This window comes from Enterocloster bolteae (genome assembly GCF_002234575.2).
Classification (GTDB): domain Bacteria; phylum Bacillota; class Clostridia; order Lachnospirales; family Lachnospiraceae; genus Enterocloster; species Enterocloster bolteae.
In genome coordinates this window covers 39,094-58,508 of record NZ_CP022464.2, presented here as the reverse complement: position 1 = coordinate 58,508, position 19,415 = coordinate 39,094, and the positions used below count along the sequence as shown (strand labels likewise).

The 19,415-nt window shown below is 49.2% G+C and carries 17 protein-coding genes and 1 tRNA gene; all 18 read right to left on the bottom strand.

The features are described 5' to 3' along the window. Positions 1-30: 30 nt before the first annotated feature. Complete coding sequence (locus CGC65_RS00295; RefSeq protein WP_002565779.1) at positions 31-1,470, bottom strand: phosphoglucomutase/phosphomannomutase family protein; 1,440 nt, start codon at positions 1,468-1,470, stop codon at positions 31-33. A 69-nt stretch (positions 1,471-1,539) separates the two neighbouring features. Beyond that, on the bottom strand, positions 1,540-3,192 hold the full coding sequence (locus CGC65_RS00290) for an ABC transporter permease (RefSeq protein ID WP_002565778.1): 1,653 nt from the start codon (positions 3,190-3,192) through the stop codon (positions 1,540-1,542). Then, on the bottom strand, positions 3,186-4,265 hold the full coding sequence (locus CGC65_RS00285) for an ABC transporter ATP-binding protein (protein WP_021893583.1): 1,080 nt from the start codon (positions 4,263-4,265) through the stop codon (positions 3,186-3,188). The genes CGC65_RS00290 and CGC65_RS00285 overlap by 7 nt, the downstream gene beginning before the upstream one ends. 177 nt (positions 4,266-4,442) lie before the next feature. Further along, positions 4,443-5,582, bottom strand: a complete 1,140-nt coding sequence (locus CGC65_RS00280; protein ID WP_002565776.1) for an ABC transporter substrate-binding protein — start codon at positions 5,580-5,582, stop codon at positions 4,443-4,445. A gap of 303 nt (positions 5,583-5,885) precedes the next feature. Continuing rightward, a complete protein-coding gene (locus tag CGC65_RS00275) occupies positions 5,886-6,449 on the bottom strand; it encodes a 6-pyruvoyl trahydropterin synthase family protein (RefSeq protein WP_002565775.1) in 564 nt (187 codons plus the stop codon). Positions 6,450-6,749: 300 nt separating this feature from the next. Further along, positions 6,750-7,889 (bottom strand): aminotransferase class V-fold PLP-dependent enzyme, encoded by a 1,140-nt coding sequence (locus CGC65_RS00270; RefSeq protein ID WP_002565774.1) that lies wholly within the window; start codon positions 7,887-7,889, stop codon positions 6,750-6,752. A 109-nt stretch (positions 7,890-7,998) separates the two neighbouring features. Next, positions 7,999-8,235, bottom strand: coding sequence for a putative Se/S carrier protein (locus CGC65_RS00265; protein WP_002565773.1), 237 nt, complete (start codon positions 8,233-8,235; stop codon positions 7,999-8,001). A 136-nt stretch (positions 8,236-8,371) separates the two neighbouring features. Next, positions 8,372-8,578, bottom strand: a complete 207-nt coding sequence (locus tag CGC65_RS00260) for a sulfurtransferase TusA family protein (protein ID WP_002565772.1) — start codon at positions 8,576-8,578, stop codon at positions 8,372-8,374. Between the two features lie 12 nt (positions 8,579-8,590). Beyond that, on the bottom strand, positions 8,591-9,685 hold the full coding sequence (yedE, locus tag CGC65_RS00255) for a YedE family putative selenium transporter (RefSeq protein ID WP_002565771.1): 1,095 nt from the start codon (positions 9,683-9,685) through the stop codon (positions 8,591-8,593). 181 nt (positions 9,686-9,866) lie between these two features. After that, positions 9,867-10,799, bottom strand: coding sequence for a selenium metabolism-associated LysR family transcriptional regulator (locus tag CGC65_RS00250; RefSeq protein WP_002565770.1), 933 nt, complete (start codon positions 10,797-10,799; stop codon positions 9,867-9,869). Positions 10,800-10,805: 6 nt separating this feature from the next. Beyond that, positions 10,806-12,725: a selenocysteine-specific translation elongation factor gene (gene selB / locus CGC65_RS00245; protein WP_002565769.1), complete on the bottom strand. Its 1,920-nt coding sequence runs from the start codon at positions 12,723-12,725 to the stop codon at positions 10,806-10,808. 4 nt (positions 12,726-12,729) lie between these two features. Then, positions 12,730-14,142, bottom strand: coding sequence for an L-seryl-tRNA(Sec) selenium transferase (gene selA, locus CGC65_RS00240; protein ID WP_002565768.1), 1,413 nt, complete (start codon positions 14,140-14,142; stop codon positions 12,730-12,732). 30 nt (positions 14,143-14,172) lie between these two features. Beyond that, a tRNA-Sec gene (locus CGC65_RS30830) sits at positions 14,173-14,266 on the bottom strand. Positions 14,267-14,441: 175 nt separating this feature from the next. After that, a complete protein-coding gene (gene grdD / locus CGC65_RS00235) occupies positions 14,442-15,563 on the bottom strand; it encodes a glycine/sarcosine/betaine reductase complex component C subunit alpha (RefSeq protein ID WP_002565767.1) in 1,122 nt (373 codons plus the stop codon). Positions 15,564-15,590: 27 nt separating this feature from the next. Continuing rightward, on the bottom strand, positions 15,591-17,147 hold the full coding sequence (gene grdC, locus CGC65_RS00230; protein WP_002565766.1) for a glycine/sarcosine/betaine reductase complex component C subunit beta: 1,557 nt from the start codon (positions 17,145-17,147) through the stop codon (positions 15,591-15,593). 236 nt (positions 17,148-17,383) lie between these two features. Beyond that, on the bottom strand, positions 17,384-17,857 hold the full coding sequence (grdA, locus tag CGC65_RS00225) for a glycine/sarcosine/betaine reductase complex selenoprotein A (RefSeq protein ID WP_080548683.1): 474 nt from the start codon (positions 17,855-17,857) through the stop codon (positions 17,384-17,386). 128 nt (positions 17,858-17,985) lie between these two features. Then, positions 17,986-18,303: a thioredoxin TrxA gene (gene trxA / locus CGC65_RS00220; RefSeq protein WP_002565763.1), complete on the bottom strand. Its 318-nt coding sequence runs from the start codon at positions 18,301-18,303 to the stop codon at positions 17,986-17,988. A 33-nt stretch (positions 18,304-18,336) separates the two neighbouring features. Then, positions 18,337-19,278, bottom strand: coding sequence for a thioredoxin-disulfide reductase (trxB, locus tag CGC65_RS00215; RefSeq protein WP_002565762.1), 942 nt, complete (start codon positions 19,276-19,278; stop codon positions 18,337-18,339). Positions 19,279-19,415: the final 137 nt, after the last annotated feature.

The window sequence follows — 19,415 nt, the reverse complement described above, 5'->3', positions numbered from 1 at the left end:
TTTTATATCTCCTGTCTATCCGGCCTGTTCCTACAGTCCCAGATATTCTTCAAACAGATTGCACACCCTGACTGTATCCGGTTCATATTCCATCTCACAGAATATGCGAAGCAGCGGTTCCGTACCAGAGAATCTGGCAATAACCCAGCCGCCGTTCTTAAAATATACCTTGCATCCGTCCATATAAGAAACATGGTCTGTCTCAAAGGGCATTTCCGGCAGTTTCCGTTCCTCCATAAGGATGTTATGGATTCGTTCCTTTTCCTCTGGCGTAAACCTGTAATCCCGCTCCGCCATATGGATGGCTCCATATTCCTTCCTGATATCCGCCGCTATCTCCGACAGCCTCTTCCCGCTGACAGCTATCATCTCCACCAGAAGGGCCGCCGCATAGATGCCGTCCTTTCCGTGTATATGGCCCTTTACCGTCAGTCCGCCTGAGGACTCGCCTCCTATAATGGCATCCGTTTCCTGCATTTTCGCGGATATATGCTTGAACCCCACCGGCACCTCGTAGCATTTCTGCCCAAAGCTCTCTGCCACCTTGTCCAGCACATGGGTGGTTGCCAGGTTGCGCACAGCAGGTCCCCGCCACCCCTTGTATTTCAGCAGATAGTAATAGAGCATGACCAGTATGTTGTTTGCGTGGAGATAATGTCCCTGGTCATCAATGACTCCCAGTCTGTCCGCATCTCCGTCCGTGGCAATGCCGATATCGCAATACCGGTCCAGCACATAATTCTGGAGATTCCGCAGAGTCCGCTCTGTGGGCGCCGGCATCTTTCCGCCGAACAGGGTGTCGTGCCTGGAATTAATGGTTTCTATGGTACACCTTGCAATGGAAAGAATGGTGCTCAGAGCCGTCAGGCTCACACCGTACATGGGATCAATGGCAATGCGCAAATCTCGCTCTTTGATGGCGTCCATGTTGATCACGGATATGATGTTATCCAGATACTCATTCATGGGATTGATTTCCCTGACCATGCCCTTCCTTACAAGCTCCAGGTAGGATGGCGGCGGCATCTGTCCGTTTTCCTCCTCATTGGGAAGATAAAGTTCCTCTGCCTGTTCCAGGTAATACTCAATCTCTGCTGTCTGCTTCTCATCCGCGTCCCTTCCCCCGTATGTAAACACCTTGATACCGTTATAGATGGCCGGATTATGGCTGGCTGTCACCATCATGCCGTAGCTCAGCTCATGCTTCATCACATAGAACATTACCAGCGGAGTGGGCGAGCTGCGGTTTACAAACCACACCCGGATTCCCTGGTTTCCAAATATTTCGCAGGACCATATGATGGCCTCTTTTGAAAGGAACCGCCTGTCATACCCCATGACAACGCCCTGACCCTCCACACCCTCTGCCTTCATCTTAAGGCATATGGCCAGCGCCAGCTTTTGTATGTTTTCCTTTGTAAATTCTTCCCCAATGATGGCTCTCCAGCCGCCTGTCCCGAACTTTACCATATGTTTTCTCCTCATTTTCCTCATAAAAGCCTGAAGGTTTCCACAAAACGCTTCAGGCTTTTGCACATACTACACGATTGACACCTTTCCTTTGCTCACCTTCAGGAATATCAGCAGCATGACAACCGTACTCACAGTCAGAATGGAGGCCAGCGCTGCCGCCGTACCATAGCTGTTGCGGACCACCTCAGTATAAATTGCTACAGAGATGGTACTTGTCTTGCCCCCATAGAGCATGACGCTGGATGACAGCTCATTGATACAGGTAATCCAGCTGAGGATGGCTCCGGACAGCACACCGGGCGCCATGAGCCTTGCCGTTACCTTGCCGAAGGTTTTCATAGGTGACACGCCCAGACTGATGGACGCCTCCTCCACACTTGGGTCCATCTGCTGCAGGAAGGCGCTACCCGATCGCACCGTATAGGGCAATTTTCTGACCACAAAGGCGATAATGATGATCAGGGCCGTACCTGTAAGAACCACCGGTGGCTTATTAAACGCAACGATTAAGCTGATACCCAGAACAGCTCCCGGAATAACAAAGGGGAACATAATAATTAAATCCATCAGCTGCCCGGCCACGCCCTTCTGGCGGACCACTATATAGGAAATCAGCATACCCAGCGCTATAATGAACACAATGGCAACCGTGGAAAATACAAATGTATTCCTGATGTTGGTCCACAGACGGTTGAATATGGTGATATAGCTGCCCAGGCTGAATCCTTTCTGGAAGCCCGTGAAATCACATTTGATAAAGCTGGTGATAAGCACCACAATCTGCGGCAGGATTCCCACAAAGGTGACCAGCATCACAGGGAATGTGGCCAGGAAACGCTTGAATCCGTGAAGCACTTCTTCCTTGGGGGGACGCATGGCTGTCATGACGTAATTCTTTCTGGATACATAATACTTCTGCACCAGCAGCACTGTGGTGGAGCAGATCACGATAATAACAGACAATGCGCTGGCCAGATGGGCGTTGCCGCCAATCTCACTCATATATTCATTGTATACCAGAACCGGAAGCACCATATAGCCTTCGCCGATGAGCATGGGGGTTCCGAAATCAGCCAGGCTGGTCATGAATACCATAATGGCTCCTGCTGCAATGGATGGAAGCACCACGGGCAGGGTAATGGTCCACAGCCTGCGCAGCTTATTGCTTCCCAGATTCTCCGCAGCCTCCTCCAGGCTGGAATCTATGCTTCCCATGGCCCCTGACGTGTACAGGTACACATAGGGGAAGAGCTTAAAGGTAAATACGATAATAATACCCAATTTGCCGTAAATACTGGGCAGATGGATACCGATATTGGCAAACAGGCTGGTGATAAAACCGGAACGTCCAAACAGGGTAATCCAGCTGTAAGCCCCGATAAACGGCGGGCTCATCAGGCTCATGATGATAAAAATGTGGATAAACCTTTTTCCCACCACATTATACCTGGACATAACATAGGCAATGGGCACACCCACCACTAAGGTTGTGAGTGTGGTGACCACGGATACGAACAGGCTTCGCCCCAGGGCATTGTAATAGTATTTTTTTGTAAAGAACCGGATATAGTTCTCCAGGGTAAAACCAGCCGCATTTTTTGAAAAAAAGCTTCGTGTTATCAGGGTACAGAAGGGATAAAACAGGAAAATCAGCATAAACCCCACTACCAGTACCTTGACCCAGAACCAAAAGTCCAGCTTTTTGCGCGACTTTACCATGAAATCACCTCCTGGGTTCCGGCGTCGTAAACGCCTACCGCGTTGATATCAAAGTTGACCTTGACCCGCTGTCCGTCCGGGCGCAGCTCGCGGACATCCTTGGTGTACTCGTTAAGCTGTACGGTCTGTCCGTTATCCAGTTCAATCTCATATTCAATGAAATCACCCAGGAAGGTGGATATAACAATTTTTCCCGGCAGACCTTCCTTTTCATCAAAGAACAGCTGCTCCGGCCTGGCAGAAATGATTCCTTTTCCCTTAAAAGGTGCCTTGAGACTGCATGTAATCGTGCACTCTCCCTTAATATCAAGAACTGCCGCTGCCGGATTTTCGCCGTTCACATCACATTCCACGAAATTGGAAACCCCTATGAATCCTGCCACAAATGTATTCTGCGGTTTTTTGTATATATTCTCCGGGGAACCCACCTGCATCACCTCGCCCTCTTTGATAACCGCGATACGGTCAGAGATGGCCAGTGCCTCCTCCTGGTCATGGGTCACATAGATGGTGGTAATTCCCAGGCGGCGCTGCAGCTTTTTAATGACTGTCCTCATCTGTACCCTGAGCTTTGCGTCCAGGTTGGACAGGGGTTCATCCATTAACAGCACGCCCGGCTCTATGACAAATGCCCTTGCAAGGGCCACCCTCTGCTGCTGCCCGCCGGACAGCTCGTTGGGCTTTCTGTCTTTCAGATTCTTAATCTGAACCAGGTCAAGAGCCTCCTCCACCTTGCCGGGAATCTGGTCCTTGGGATACTTTTTTGCCTTTAAACCATAGGCCACATTCTCTGCCACAGTCAGATGGGGGAAAATGGCATAATTCTGGAACACCATGCCGATATCCCTTTTGTGGGCCTCCAGGTTATTGATAACCTTGTCGTCAAAGCAGATTTCTCCGCCGTCCACGCTGTTAAAACCCGCTATCATTCTAAGCAGCGTGGTCTTGCCGCATCCGGAGGGCCCTAACAGTGTAAAAAATTCGCCCTGTTTTATCTCCAGATTCACTCCCTTTAACGCTGTAAAATCACCGTACCTCTTAACGGCGTCCTTTATGATAACTCCATGGCTCATACCAGTTTCCTCCTTATATGCTGACGCTGCCTTCTCCCGGCCCATCTTCCAATCCTGATTCAATCCTATCCTTTACGTGAAAGACTGTCCCGCCCTTCCGGGCCCGGACAGCCTTTTCACCGTGTTGCTCTGATTCTATATCTCTACTGCTTATCTATAAGCAATACTCCCACAGGTTTAATCTACCATGATATCATTGAAATGCTCAATGATGGCTTCCTTCTCATTGGCTGCCCAGTCAAAGTCATAATCAACCAGCGGAATATCTTCCAGTTTAGCCATGCCTTCGCCAACTTCCATGTCGCTTCTTACAGGACGGCGTCCCCAGTTTCCGCTCTGCTCGGTCTGGCACTCTTTGGATGTAACGAAATCAATAAACAGCTTGGCGTTCTCCTCATTCGGGCATCCCTTAACCAGGGCCACTCCATCCGGCACAGCGCTGGTTCCATCCTTAGGATATACAAAACCTACCGACGGGTCATCCTTGTACTGCACAGCAGCCTTCTCCAGGGTCAGTCCCACATAGAACTCACCGTCAGCCACCATCTTATGGCACTTGCCTGAAGAGTCAACAATCTTTCCATCCAGGTTGTCATATAATTTCTTGATGAAATCCCATCCGTCTTCCTTGCCGCCATGGCCCAGAATCATGGTACACAGCTGTGTGTAAGCGGAACCGGATTTGGATGGCAGACAGTACGCAATCTTTCCCTTCCACTCAGGCTTTGTCAGGTCTTCCCATGTCTCAGGAATGGTCAGGCCATCCTTCTCAATCAGGTCCTTGTTATAGAAGATAACCATTGGCAGCGGGCTCTCGCCAATCCACAGTCCGTCCGGATCCTTGTAAGCAGCGCCTATGAATTCGTCGTTAGCACATACATATGGCTCAAAATATTCCTTGAAAGCTGCCAGGGAGTCAGCGCCTCCGCCCCACAGTACATCTGCAATGGGATTGGCTGTCTCAGCTGCAATACGGTTGCACAGCTCGCCGGTACCTGCCGCCACTACCTCTACCTTAACATTAGGATACTTCTCCATAAACAGGTTAACACCTGCATTCAGAGGATCCGCGTCATGGGGCGAATATACAACCACGGTTCCCTTATAATCCTCAGGAGCCTTCTCACCTGCTGCTTCCGCTTCTGCCTTTGTCTCCTCTGCCTTAGTTTCCTCTGCTTTGTCCTCAGCCTTGGTATCTGCCGGTGCCTCTGTTGCTGCCGGAGCTGTTGTTGTGTCGGCCGCCTTCCCGCCGCCGCATGCTGCCAGGCTTAAAACCATCATTGTTGCCAGTGAAGCTGTTAAAAACCGTTTCTTCATAATACACCTCTCCTTTTATATCATATTTTCAGTTCACGTATTCATTGGGAGTTTTTACCTCCGATAGTCATATTATATGACTTTACTGTGCGTTTTTCCATTTGTTATTCTTACATTTCTTTTGTTATTCTGAACTATTGCATATATTTTATGCTATTTTTAATATTTATATATGCATATTATCCAACCAAACGTATTTTCTGCGGATATAAAAAATAGCCGCGGCAGTATACCTGCCGCAGCAATCTCTTAATTCCAACTATCAGCTTAAATCATTCCTGCTTCCCGTTTTCCGTACCAGTTCTATTTCCTGTAACCGCATTTCGGGCAGACACCATTTTCATCTAAAGCAATGCCGCATAACGGGCAGCGCTCCATTGTCCTCTGGGGCTTAAATTCCTCAGACGCAGCGTTTACACCGCTTGTGAAGGTTATTTTAACGATGTTTAATTTGTCTTTTAACAGATCATAGACAATTTTAATCATGCCCTCCACTGTCATGGTTTCTTTTGTTACAACCAGACGGCATTCCGGATACGCTGTTGCAAGATCTGTTTTGAAAGCAGGACCTTTCATAATATTGTTGGGAGCACCGTCCTTGATACCCTGAGCTTCATATACCCCAAGGAGGGCGGGAAGCAACGGATCATCCTCCCGTAAAATCGTGGCATGGTCAAAGTTCTTTAAAACCTCCCACGCTGTTTTCTGGATCTCGTTGCAGGGGAATACCATATTGACGCCTGCATTCACCGTGTCCTCCACCTCTAATGTTAATATGCCTGTGTGTCCGTGCAGATACTGTGCTTCACCTTTAAAACCATAAAACCTGTGTGCGTACTGTAAATCCAACGTTGTGATACTTCTCATGTAAAACCTCCTTCTCTTTTGTGTTTATAGGGGCATTCTATGCTCCCCTAATTGGATACATCCGGTAAATTGCTGCATCGAATCAGGCTGATCATATACCTCTTATAAATAATAATAGTTCCTATTATCATTATAGTCACAGCATCATTAAAAGTCAAGGAAAATAAATATATTTTTTAATTGCCGCAGTTTGCCCGGCCTTTAGAGGACCAAAACCGAGATCCAAAAAATGGTGCAGAATCAGATGTTAAGCTGGCTTATAACACCGATTCTGCACCATTTTTATATCATATGTCCGGACTACTCCTCTGCCGCCAATTCCCTCACTGCCTGAATCCCGGCATCGATCTCTTCCTCCGTGTTAAAGTAAGAAAAGCTGAACCGCACCATGCCCTGTTCCACGGTCTTAAAGGATTCATGCATCAGAGGCGCGCAGTGGGCGCCGGGGCGGGTGGAGATTCCATAAGTGACAGCCAGTTCATCGCTGACCTCTGAGGAATCGTAATCCCCGATATTCAGGGCCACAATGGCAGCCCTTTCATCAGAGGTGAAATCACCGTACACCCGGACTCCCGGTATCTGTACCACACCGTCATAAAACCGGCGCATCAGTTCTGCCTCTCTGCGGTGAATGGTTTCCACCCCAGTCTCCTTTATAAAGCCAAGGGCGGCATGGAGGCCTGCTATTCCATGGCCGTTCAGCGTCCCCGCCTCCAGGGCCGTGGGCATGTCCCCGGGATGTTCCTTCAGATAGGTATGAACACCGCTTCCCCCTGCCTTAAGGGGTCTTATGCGTATACCGTCTCCCACGCAGATTCCGCCTGTTCCCTGGGGGCCCAGAAGCCCCTTATGGCCGGTAAAACACAGCACGTCTATATGCATCCTCTTCATGTCAATGGGAAGGACTCCCGCTGTCTGGGAGGCGTCTGCCACCAGCCGGATTCCGTGTCTGTGGCAGAGTTCGCCAACACGCTCCAAATCCATCCGGTTGCCGGTCAGGTTGGAGGCATGGGTACACACAACTGCCTTTGTCTCAGGCCGTATGCTTTCCTCCAGCTGGTCATAACACAGAACACCCTTTTCATCGCAGGGCAGAATCGTCAGGCTGACGCCCCGGTTTTCCATCAGATAAAGAGGCCGAAGCACGGAATTGTGCTCCAGTACCGTGGTAATCACATGGTCCCCTTTTGAAAACAGGCCCTGGATGGCCGTGTTCAGGCTTTCAGTGGAATTACTGGTAAATGCAACCTGCAGCGGATTTCCCAGGTTAAACAACTCCGAAATTCTCTCCCTGGTTTCATAAATCATCCTGGACGCATCCAGGGAAGCCTCATGGGCCCCTCTGCCGGAATTGCCGAAATTCCTCATGGCGTCCGCCACTGCATCAATGACACAGTCCGGCTTCCTCATGGTAGTAGCTGCATTGTCAAAATAAATCATAATAGCGCCTCCCTTTCCCATCTAATCAATCGGGAAATTTCAATCACAATCCGGTGTCCGTCCAACATTCATACATAAGACAGGGCACCTGTTGGCATACACCTAAAAATCAGTACATGAGCCGGACCATTTCTTCATGTTCCATGCCCTTTTCCTTCATGAACTCAGACATCTCCTGTTCCATGTCAGGTTCGCAGCACCAGGCAAGGCCGCAGCCCGCGGATATTTCCCTGGGAACCGGTATCATCCTTCCTGTCTTTTGGTTTTCCTTACAAAGCTTCTCCATGGCAATGGCTTCTGCCGTGGTATGAAATGTAATGATTAATTTTGGTTCTTTTTTTCTCATCCCATAAATCCTTTCGTATCTAAAATATGCTGCAGCAGACTGTCACCAGGCGGTCAAACAGCCTGATTTCCTTCCACTGCAGCATCCGGTTTCAGAAGCCCTGGTTCAGACACGCTGTGAATCCGGGACATCTGTATTATTCAATCACAATCTCAAATTCAGACCCCTTTTTGGTTACTGTGGCCGTCTTACCCTGGCTCTTTGCATATTTCTCAACATTCATCCTGGTATGAGGTTCACTGACCAGCACCTTCACCGGCTCTCCCTTGTGCTTCTTAAGGGCTGCTGCCGTCAGCATCACAGGCTCAGGACAGGATAAACCTCTTGCATCTACTTCATACATATCTCTTACCTCCTATTTCCCTTCCTGCGGCTTTGGCATAAATCCGATAATAAACAGAATAACAATGCATCCAATGACCGCGGCTTTACCGGCCATGGCCAGACCGCCCGGAGCTGCGGGCGCATCTGCGGTAGCTGCAGCTGCTGCCGATGCTGCCAGCCCGAAGTTGTGGCAGAAAGCAGCTCCCACCAAAAGTCCAAGAAATGTCACAGCGGAATCAGAGGAACCCTGACCGGCTAAAACCAGCTGGCGAAGCGGGCATCCGCCTGCCAGGACAGCCGCGAAACCAACGGCGTAAAGTCCCAGAATATTCCAGATATGTTGTGAATGTGCAACCGGCTGTCCTGCAAAGGAAAGCTTGAATCCGCCTGTAGCCAGATTAAACACCAGCATGACTGCAAACAGTCCGCCGATCACAGTAATCAAATCAAAATTCCTCATTAAAATGACGTCACGGATACTGCCTGCGAAACAGGTCCTGCATTTCTGCGCTATGGCGCCAAACAGCAGGGCCACAGCCAGGGCAAGAAGCGCAGGGGCATGCATGCTGCCCGGACCCTTTTCACTGAATGCAAACAATGTGGTGGTCAGGCTCAGTACAAACAGCACCACCAGGACAACCGGAAGCACTGCCCCGTTTATCTTTCCGGTTTCGTGAGCCCGTCCCAGTGAAAATCCATGCTTTAAAGCGATAGTTCCGGTAAATACACCGGCTGCAAATCCGAGAAATCCCACATATGCGTTTAAATCACCGGCTGCCATACGGATTACCATGCGCAGCGGACATCCCAGAAATGCCAGGGAGCCAATCATCATGATAACACCCAGGATAAAGCGCAGCATGGGAGACGACCCTGCCGTGGAACGGTATTCCCTGGTAGCCAGGGCAATCAGGAAGGAACCGCAGACAAAACCCACGATTTCCGGCCTGAAATACTGCACCACCGCCGCGGTGTGAAGCTTCATGGCACCGGCGGAATCCCTGATAAAGCAGGCCACGCAGATTGCCATGTTCTTTGGATTGCCAAAGTAAGCGAGAATACATGCCAGTATTCCCAGTACCACTCCGGATAAGAGCAGCGTCTTTTTAGAGCTTGTCAGATTCATAATCATATCCCCTTTTCTTTTGGTAAAACTACCTTCATCTTACCAAAGTGAAAGGGGCAAATCCAATTCAAAAAAACATAGCATGTTTTTTTACTATAGACATTTTCTATACAAAATTCCATGCAGGATAAGCCTGCATAAATCCTTACAGAAAACCTTGCATGTACCCTTACATAAACCCTTACATAAACCGCCCGATATCCTGCTGCCAGTTTCTGTCCCTGTAATCAATCACAAGATCCCGGAAGGCTTCCGCTATCGGGGAGAGGCGTATATTCTTGCTGTATACCATGTAAAAGGTCCGTTTCTTGTCCAGGCCGTCTATCTTCAGATACTTTATCCGGTGGGTTTCTTCCTTTTCCCCGGCAGCCATCCTGGACAGGATGGAAATTCCCAGGCCTCCGGCCACAGCCTGTTTGATGGTCTCGGTGCTGTTCATGCGGGCAATCACGTCCACATTTTTAAAGACTGGGACACCGTGGATTTCCGCCTTTTCCATCTCCTGTTTTGTACCTGAGCCTTCCTCCCGGAGGATAAAGGTCTCATGTTCAAAATCACGGAAGCTCACCGTGCTCCCCATCTTCCACCTGGCATACCTCTCCGTATCAGGCACAATGAGCACCAGCTCATCCATAAACACAGGCTCATACACCAGACTGTTATGCATCTTATAGCCTGTGAGTCCAATCTCGCCCTTCTGGCTCATGACATTTTCAATCACAGTCTTACTGTCCGACTGATCCACATAAAAACGGATTTTGGGGCATTTGGCATGAAACTCCCCTATGAGCCGGGGCAGATAGTACTGCCCCGGAATGCTGGATGCATATAAATCCAAAACACCGTCCATCGCCTCGCACTGGGCCTGTACCGTAGCCAGAGCCTGGGACCGGGTATGAAGCATATCAATGGCATAGGGGTAAAACAGCTCCCCCTGCTTTGTCAGGGTTATCTCCCTTCCTGTGCGGTTCACAAGGGTTGTCCCCATCTCATTCTCCAGATTATTGATGTGGGCACTGATTGTGGGCTGGGTCAGAAAGGTGGCATCTGCTGCCTTTGAAAAACTTTTGTACTTTACCGCATTTACAAATGCTTCTAATTGTCTGAATTCCATAGCCGCCTACCTTGACTTCTGGACAAGGATACGTACATCGTCCTGTTTCTTTGTTATCTTCTGCTGGTCGCAGTACTCCAGGAATAAAACAGCATACTTCCTGGACGTTCCCAGCAGATCCCTGTAATCTCCCAGGGAAATGTTCGGGTGGGAATCAAAGTATCCCTTAAGAAGTCCCATGGCCTTGTCCCAGTTGTCCTTGTGAATCAAGGCGCCTGGATTTATCTTTATCAATGTACCCTTTTTCACAAGATCATTTACAATCTGTTTGGCCATCTTCTTGTCCTTGAACTTACCGATCACATCGTCCGTGGCCGGTATCTCATATCCTGCCTTCAGATATGTGTCCTCTATGTCTTTTAACATCCCCTTAAGCTCATGGGAATATTCAGCATTAAATCCGGCTGCCGCTATGGCGCTTGCCATGGTGACCGTAATGCTGCGCTTAATCATCTCATTCAGGAGGACATCTGCTTTCTTGGACTCCCGGATTTTGAAATTATCCAATATACGGCTCTTAAATTCTTCCTTCTCCATGCCGTCGGAAATAGGATTCTCCTTGTGGAACTGATTCAGGAGTTCGGTGCCGTACTGCGTGATTTCATTCCAGTAATCCTTGTGGATAAAGCTTCCGTCGCTGAGGCGGACAGCCTTCTTCCCCTTGACCAGGACCTCCAGCTGTTCCTCTGTTTCCTGATTGGTCCAGTTGAGCTTGGCGGCCAGTATCTTAGGAACCGGGAAGTACCGGCTCTCCTCCTTAAGCTCCAGCTCCAGGACCTCTAAATCAGTGCCCAGCTCCTTTATATGAAGGCTGTCAATGACTTCCTCATGATTCCTCTTATGCTTTAACGCCTCAGCCTCCAGCACGATGCCTCCGCCAAAGGTAATGGTGGGAGAATAAAAACGGATAATAAACCGGTCATTCCTCCTCACAGCCACAGGCTCGTCAAACCGGAACTGCACGTAAGCCTCCTCACCGGCAGACAGCACATCCTTATCAAGGAGAACTGCCTTGCATATGGCCTGGGCTGAACCATAATTGATGTGGACCCTGTCTCCGTTTCTCAGTTCCCTGTCCGTGGAGGAAAATAACTGCACCTTGGCGTCTATGAACTGGCTTTTCAAAAGGGAATCCTGAGCAGCCAGAACATCTCCCCTGTTAATCTCGTCCTTCTTGATATTAACCAGGTTGAGGGCTGTTCTCTGGCCGGCATAGGCCATGTCCACCTTGTGGCCGTGGGTCTGTATCTCCCTTATTTTCACGGTTTTCTCAGTGGGATAAAGCTCCACCTCCTGACCTACCTGGCAGCAGCCCTCCAAAAGGGTTCCTGTGACAACCGTGCCGAATCCTTCCATTGTAAATACACGGTCTATAGGCAGACGGAACAGCTCCTTCTCCTGGCGTCTGGTGCCTGCCGCCCTTACCTTATCCACTATCATCTGTTTCAGCACATCAATATTTTTTCCGGTATAGGCAGATACCTGGATGCGGTCAGCCTTTTCCATGAAGGTACCTTTAACCAGATTGTCCACATCATCATTAACAAGCTCAGCCCAGTCCTCATCCACCAGATCGGCCTTGGTAAACACCACAATGCCCTGCTTGATATGAAGCATCTTAAGAATCTCAAAATGCTCAACCGTCTGAGGCATAACACCCTCATCCAGGGCAACCACCAGAAGCACCAGGTCGATGCCGCCAATACCTGCCAGCATGTTCTTCACAAACTTCTCATGGCCCGGTACATCTATGATTCCAATATGGATTCCGGCGTCATTGGGCAGGTTGGCAAATCCCAGCTCAATGGTTATTCCCCTTTTCTGCTCTTCCTTCAGCCTGTCCGTATCCGTCCCTGTAAGAGCCTTTATGAGACATGTCTTGCCGTGGTCCACATGACCGGCTGTTCCCACTATTACATTTTGCATATCATCACCCCTCAACCTGTCTGCTGTCCATTGCGGTAAACGCTGCTACAATATATTCAAACTCATCTTCCCTGATGGTCCTCACATCCAGATAAACCTGGTTGTGGGTAATCCTTATAATAATTGGAATTTCCTCTTTGCGGAGAAGGCGCTCAATCTTCTCCGGCGCCAATGTCCTGCCCTGAACGGCCACCGCATATCCGTCCAACAGCACCGTGGGGGCGGAACCGCCGCCTACCTGATCCTTGCACGCCTCCACCTCCACGGTGAAGTGATGGGTTGTTCTGCGGATCTCCCCGGCCAGCCTCTCCGCCTTGTCCTTAAGCTCTGCGGCCGGTGTGGTTATCATGTTCAGCACCGGTATGGTCTTTCGGGCCTGGCGGATATCCGAATACTCAAAGAAGGTAGCCTCCATGGCCGCCAGCGTCATCTTGTCCACCCGGAACGCCCTTGCCAGGGGATGGGCCTTCATTTTATCAATGTACTCTTTCTTTCCTGCGATGATACCGCCCTGAGGCCCGCCTAACAGCTTGTCCCCGCTGAACAGAATCACGTCTATGCCGGTCTTTAAGGCGTCCAGAACCGTGGGCTCGTCCACCCCGCAGTCTGTCAGGTCAGCCATGAGACCGCTTCCCATATCGTAGATAACCGGAAGATTTAATTTCTTACCCAGCTCCACCATCTCAGGAAGTTCCACCTCCTGGGTGAAGCCCAGTATCCTGTAGTTGCTGGTATGGACCTTCATCAGTGCGCCGGTCTCACCTTCATGGTAGGCATTCAGATAATCCGAGGGCTTTGTCTTGTTTGTTGTTCCCACATCCATCAGCCTGGCGCCGCTCTGTTCCATGATTTCCGGCACCCGGAAGGAACCTCCGATTTCCACCAGCTCCCCCCTGGAGACAATGACCTCCTTGTCCTTTGCCAGGGCGGAGAGACAGAGCATGGTGGCCGCCGCGTTGTTATTGACCACCATGGCGGCTTCCGCTCCCGTAATCTTGGTGAGGATTTTTTCCACATGGTCATGGCGTGACCCTCTGGATCCGCGCTTCACATCGTATTCCAGATTGGTATAATTTCTGGCCACGTCCATGATGCTCTCGCAGGCCTTGTCCGACAGATTTGCCCTTCCAAGGTTGGTGTGCAGCACCACCCCGGTTGCATTGATAACCCGCCGCAGGCTCTTTTTCTTCTTGCCTGTAATGCGGGCCACAATTTCCGTCATCAGCGTTTCCTTGGTCCCCACCTGACTCCGCCTGCCTTCCAGAATGTCCTTTCTCAGCTCATCAATGACTTCCCTGACCGAGTCCACAATCACTGCTCTGGGCGTACTTTCCGTAAAAAAAAAGAGCCGCTCATCCTGCAGCACCTCGTCAATTTTCGGAATCTTTCGGAGTAACTCTCTTCTATCTTCCATCATATATTACCTCCACTACAGATATGGTTTAAACGGAGGAGGTGGGAATCGAACCCACCCAGAGGGCTCTTAACCCCCCACAACGGTTTTGAAGACCGCGAGGCACACCAGCAACCTATCTACCTCCATATCTTTTGGATAGCATTTAACTTTAATATACTATCATGTATTCAGTTGTATGTCAATCCGAAACTTTCAAAAAAGTTATCGCGAAAACTTAAATCTATTCTGATTTTCCGCCCCGCGAAAGCGATGTTTCGCGGGCACGGAAAATGTATAACTTATGAATGAATGGCTTTATCTTAGCTAACGTATCCGGCTGCCTTCAGAATCTCGTGTGCCTTATCCTTGTTGGCATCAGACATCAGTACGATGGGGCCTGTGCATCCCATGCCGCTCTCAGCATAGATACCGGCTTTCCACAGCGCCTTAACAGCGTCCTCCAGGTCCATTACCTCGATACCCGGAATCTGTGAAGTAACTACTTCCTTAGGAGGCATCTTCACTTCCTCGGCTGCTGCGCCTGCGTCCTTCTTGCCTGCGGACTTTAACTCGTTGATGATATCCTTAAGTCCGGCCTTATTTGCCTTCTCAAATTCTTCATCAGCAATCTTCTTCCAGTCATGGCGAATCAGGTTTGTGGCATACTCCATGGCTCCTGCAATTACAGGCGCGCCGGAAGCACGTGACACAATCATGATAAGACGGTCATATCCCTCGCCCACGCCGGGACCGTAACCGAATCCTAAGGACTCATAATTACCGCCTGTGGTATAGGAAGAGAATACCTTCATCATCAGGTTGCCTGTCAGGGAATCCATAACCATGATGTCGGGTGTTCCTCCCAGCAGGTCATTTCCTCTCATGACAATACCGCCATCAGCCCTTACGGACTCTGCGAAGTTAATATCATAGCCGTTCTCAGCCAGCTTGAGAAGTGCCTTCTCTGTCTGGCGTGCGCCGTCAATGTTGGCAATGCCTACGGTTGGGTTCTCCACACCGTCTGCCTTTGCTGCAATGATTCCATAGATTGCGTTCTTAACCATGCCGCTGATACGGTCTGTGTCGGACGTACCTGTGGTGGTGGCAATATACATAGGCTTTCCCTTGCCTGGGGTGACAACCTTTCCTACTGTGGACACACCGATGGGGAATGGATAGTGCATGGTTACAGCGCCGTCAATCTCGCCGGAATCCAGCATTTCTTCCATCTTCTTATGAAGGTCTTCCCCCTCGATCAGGACAGCCTTAAGTCCCTTCATCTCGGCAATCTTCATGGCTTCTTCTATATTATCCTGGCCATGTTCGCTGCCTTCTGAGGCGAAGCCGATAACCGGCTTTTTGCCATATTGTCCTGTTTCAAGAGCATCGGCCACCTCAAGAAAAGTATTAGCAATCATAGCTTTTATTTTCTTATCAGACATAACATATTTCCTTTCTCTCGGTGAAAATTATTCCTCTTCGCCCATCAGACCCTCGGCAAACGCTCTCATGGCCTGGCCAATCATAGCCTTTACCTTGCTCTCATCTACGCCGCCGTTCTCCTCTGAAGCAGAACCATCGTTGGCCTGAACCACGAATGATACGCCGTCGAACAGATTGGTCATTCTTCCAAGGAATAAGCTTCCCTTACCGATAATCATGGCGCGCTTTGTCTCGCCAGCCAGGATTTCGTCTCTCAGAAGTCCAAGGTAAGGAACGCCTGAAGGAATATGTCCCTGGGTTGGAGCCCAGCCGGTCATACCATGCTCCTTAACGAAATCTGCAATCTCATTACGCTGTAATTCGCCCCTCTTAACACCAAGAGCAGCAATCATCTTGTAGTTAGCCTCAGGAACATCGCCTGCGCCTGCGGGTTTGGTGATATCCGGATTCTGCATCTCAGGAGAGTACTTGTCGATATCAACAATCTTTAAACCAGCCTCATCCAGAGGATTGGTTACCAGGGAAGAGATAACGTTCTGAGGAGCGGATCCTGTTCCAACGGTGTGGCGTCCCACGATATCAGTTCTGATCTGTGGGCTTACGCCGTCATCAGCGCTTACTAATACGGAGAATCCTGCGATAGCGTCCTCCAGAATCGGAAGTCCCTTCTTTACATGGTCCTTGCCGTTCATACCTAATTTAGCGGTACAGCCGCCTGCTGTAACCACAACGTTCTTAAATGTTCCTGCCTTTACCAGGGCAGCTGCATGAAGCATTGCATGAGCTGGTCCTGCACAGAAGCCTCTTACGTCTGAACCGGTTGCGTTGACAAATCCAGCAACCTCAGCAGCTGCCTTTGCAAAGTTGCCGCCGCCTCTCTGGTTCATATCGCCGCAGGCCTCCTCGCAGCAGTCAACAACATAATCTATGTCAGCGGGATTAACTCCTGCTTTTTTTACTAAGTTAAGTAAGGATAATACGTTAGAAGCCTTTGTTACCAGGTTCTCTAACATAACGTGTGCGGATAAGTTGACATCCACGTCATGAGCTCTCTTAACAGCGCCAACCAGTACATTGTTGAAGTACAGAGGCTCTGCATGCTCGTCATTTACCAGAGCAGCGATTTCTTCCTGTGTTGTCTCGCTGTTCTTATCAAGAATAGCTACATGCTCGTCTGTGAACATGTGATGGGCGTCCAGCTTAGCTTTAACATCAGCTGCAAATCCCTTTTCCAGTTTAACCAGATCAAATACGTCGCAGATCTGAATCAGGCCGTAGAACTCATCCTCTGGCATGATCTCGCCGTACTTGCCGTCCTTGCTGGCTCCATCCATTAATTTATCATACCATGGGAATCCAACCTCAGCCATTTTCTGTGGCTTTTCATTGCCAATATATACCTGGTTCGGCATATAGTTAACGGCATCCTCAAAACTTCTCAAATGGCTTGGAAGTTCCTTCAAATATTCTGACTCAGGATTAACAATCATCTCTGTTGTCTGTGTTGTACCATTGTGAATAACCATATCAGGTGTAACCGCCAATGTATAGCTGGCACCCTTTAAAACTGCATAACCGTTCATTCCTTCACCTCACCATAATTTATGACATCTAGTACTGCGTTGCGCAAGTCTCAGTCCGCGGCCGCCTTCGCTCCGCCGCAAAGTACAGCTATGTATCATACTGGAACTTGCGCAATGCAGTACTAGCATAGTTGTGCAATAAAAACCCATTGATTGCACAAAACCCCCGGAGACCCCATGAAGAGCCTCCCGGGGAATTACATCTAATGTAACTGTTCTGGACTGTTACATTTTAATTATAAATATTTGCAATACTGCTCTCTGATGGAAGACATCTCCTTAGCGATGTCATCAACGTCCATAACCATCTCCATCATGCTGATCTGATCGTCATAAACGCTGCTGTCAACCTCATCTTTGATCTCGTTCTCACAAACATGGAATACACTTAGTCCCAACTGGACTCCTGCTAGAGGACCTGCAAAAGTAGGATCGCCTGCTGTAACGGTTTCTGCAGCTAAACCAGCTGCCTCACCCTCTGCTGCTCCAAGAACAACTACAATGTTCTCAGCGCCGTACTGCTCAGCGAAATCTTTAACTCTCTTCTGATTTTCCAGATCCATAGCACCAGCGGCCGTTCAGACGAAGCACTCAGTTGAAGAATATACAACTTCAGCGCCTGCGGTCTTTACGCATTCTTCTATGGCTGGTCCCGGAATACCGTCACGGTCTCCGATGATGATGACTTTTTTGTCTTTCAAAATTGCCATATCCGTTTTCCTCCTTATTTTATTTTTGGTATTTGATTTGGCTGCCGGGTATTGCCCCGGCGCCATAATATAGACAAACGTCAGTATTGACGGTTGCTAGTAAAATAATGCGGTTGTCTGAGGACAAATTATAAGTTAGCCTCAATCATAGCCTTGATGTTCTCAACAGTTGCGTCGTCCTTAACGCACTCAGCAACCTTCTCGCCGCCCTTGTAGATAGCGATAACAGGAAGACCAAGAATCTTCTGTCCGATTGCCAGACGGCGTGCCTTGGTGGTGTTTAAAGAGGTGAATTTGATCTTATCGCCGTAATCACCCTCCATAGCATGGATATGTGGCATAAGAGCCTGGCATGGTACACATCCGTCACCGTAGAAGTCAACCAGTACTGTGCCTTCAGCTTTCAATACTTCTTCTTCAAAATTGTCCTTGGTTAAATCTACCATTGGTATTACCTCCCTTTCTCAACTATGAATCACTTATTTCTGCTCTGCAAGCCATCTCTCAACCTGCATGGAAGCGATTGCTCCGTCTGCAGCAGCAGTAACAACCTGTCTTAAGCTCTTTACACGGATATCGCCAACTGCGTACACGCCTTCCACATTGGTGTGCATGTCTTCGTCGGTCTTGATGTATCCGCGGTCCATCTCCAACTTGCCTTCGAACAGTTCGCTTCTTGGGTTGTATCCGATGAAGCCGAATACGCCGAACAGGCCGTCGTCTTCGTCTGCATCAATTCTTGTAAGCTCGCCTGTCTTAACATTCTTAACAGTCATGCCGGAAAGGATGCCGTCTCCGTGAAGCTCTTCCACAACTGTATCCCACATAAAGAACAGCTTAGGATTCTTGAACGCGCGCTCCTGGATGGATTTTGCCGCACGCAGCTCATCACGGCGATGGATAACAGTAACTTTTCTTGCAAACTTTGTCAGGTACATGGCTTCCTCAACAGCAGAGTCGCCGCCGCCAACTACGAATACTTCCAGATCCTCGAAGAAGGAAGCATCGCAGGTTGCACAGTAGGAAACACCCTTGCCCATAAACTCGCCCTCGCCCTTGCAGCCGATTGGCCTTGGGAAAGCGCCGGTAGCAATGATCAGGGTACGTGCCTTATAAGTTCCGTTGCTTCCAACCAGTGTCTTTACAGGACCTTCGATATCAACGCTGACAATGGTATCGCTGACACGCTCAGCTCCAAACTTCTCTACCTGCTTGGTCATTCTTTCAATCAGGGAAGGACCGCTCTCGCCGTCTACCATCTGTCCGGGATAATTCTCAATCTCGTCTGTAATGGCAATCTGGCCGCCGTCTTTTCCTTTTTCAATGAGCAGCGTATCAAGACGCGCTCTTCCTGCATAGATTCCAGCTGCAAGTCCGCCAGGACCTGCACCCAGAATGATGACATCATAAATCTTGTCCATCAGAATATCTCCTTACACATCAATTGAATTTCAGGGTTCACAAAATGCCGCTTCAAATAACATTTTATCACTAAACAGGCAGTTTGCAAACTCTTTTTTGTGCAATTACACCATTTTCAGAACGTTGTTGAATCATA

Bases quoted from the DNA above. Each gene is read 5' to 3' on its own strand.
- CGC65_RS00295 (WP_002565779.1), bottom strand. From the start codon at position 1,470: ATGGTAAAGTTCGGGACAGGCGGCTGGAGAGCCATCATTGGGGAAGAA.
- CGC65_RS00290 (WP_002565778.1), bottom strand. From the start codon at position 3,192: ATGGTAAAGTCGCGCAAAAAGCTGGACTTTTGGTTCTGGGTCAAGGTA.
- CGC65_RS00285 (WP_021893583.1), bottom strand. From the start codon at position 4,265: ATGAGCCATGGAGTTATCATAAAGGACGCCGTTAAGAGGTACGGTGAT.
- CGC65_RS00280 (WP_002565776.1), bottom strand. From the start codon at position 5,582: ATGAAGAAACGGTTTTTAACAGCTTCACTGGCAACAATGATGGTTTTA.
- CGC65_RS00275 (WP_002565775.1), bottom strand. From the start codon at position 6,449: ATGAGAAGTATCACAACGTTGGATTTACAGTACGCACACAGGTTTTAT.
- CGC65_RS00270 (WP_002565774.1), bottom strand. From the start codon at position 7,889: ATGATTTATTTTGACAATGCAGCTACTACCATGAGGAAGCCGGACTGT.
- CGC65_RS00265 (WP_002565773.1), bottom strand. From the start codon at position 8,235: ATGAGAAAAAAAGAACCAAAATTAATCATTACATTTCATACCACGGCA.
- CGC65_RS00260 (WP_002565772.1), bottom strand. From the start codon at position 8,578: ATGTATGAAGTAGATGCAAGAGGTTTATCCTGTCCTGAGCCTGTGATG.
- yedE (WP_002565771.1), bottom strand. From the start codon at position 9,685: ATGAATCTGACAAGCTCTAAAAAGACGCTGCTCTTATCCGGAGTGGTA.
- CGC65_RS00250 (WP_002565770.1), bottom strand. From the start codon at position 10,799: ATGGAATTCAGACAATTAGAAGCATTTGTAAATGCGGTAAAGTACAAA.
- selB (WP_002565769.1), bottom strand. From the start codon at position 12,725: ATGCAAAATGTAATAGTGGGAACAGCCGGTCATGTGGACCACGGCAAG.
- selA (WP_002565768.1), bottom strand. From the start codon at position 14,142: ATGATGGAAGATAGAAGAGAGTTACTCCGAAAGATTCCGAAAATTGAC.
- grdD (WP_002565767.1), bottom strand. From the start codon at position 15,563: ATGTCTGATAAGAAAATAAAAGCTATGATTGCTAATACTTTTCTTGAG.
- grdC (WP_002565766.1), bottom strand. From the start codon at position 17,147: ATGAACGGTTATGCAGTTTTAAAGGGTGCCAGCTATACATTGGCGGTT.
- trxA (WP_002565763.1), bottom strand. From the start codon at position 18,303: ATGGTAGATTTAACCAAGGACAATTTTGAAGAAGAAGTATTGAAAGCT.
- trxB (WP_002565762.1), bottom strand. From the start codon at position 19,278: ATGGACAAGATTTATGATGTCATCATTCTGGGTGCAGGTCCTGGCGGA.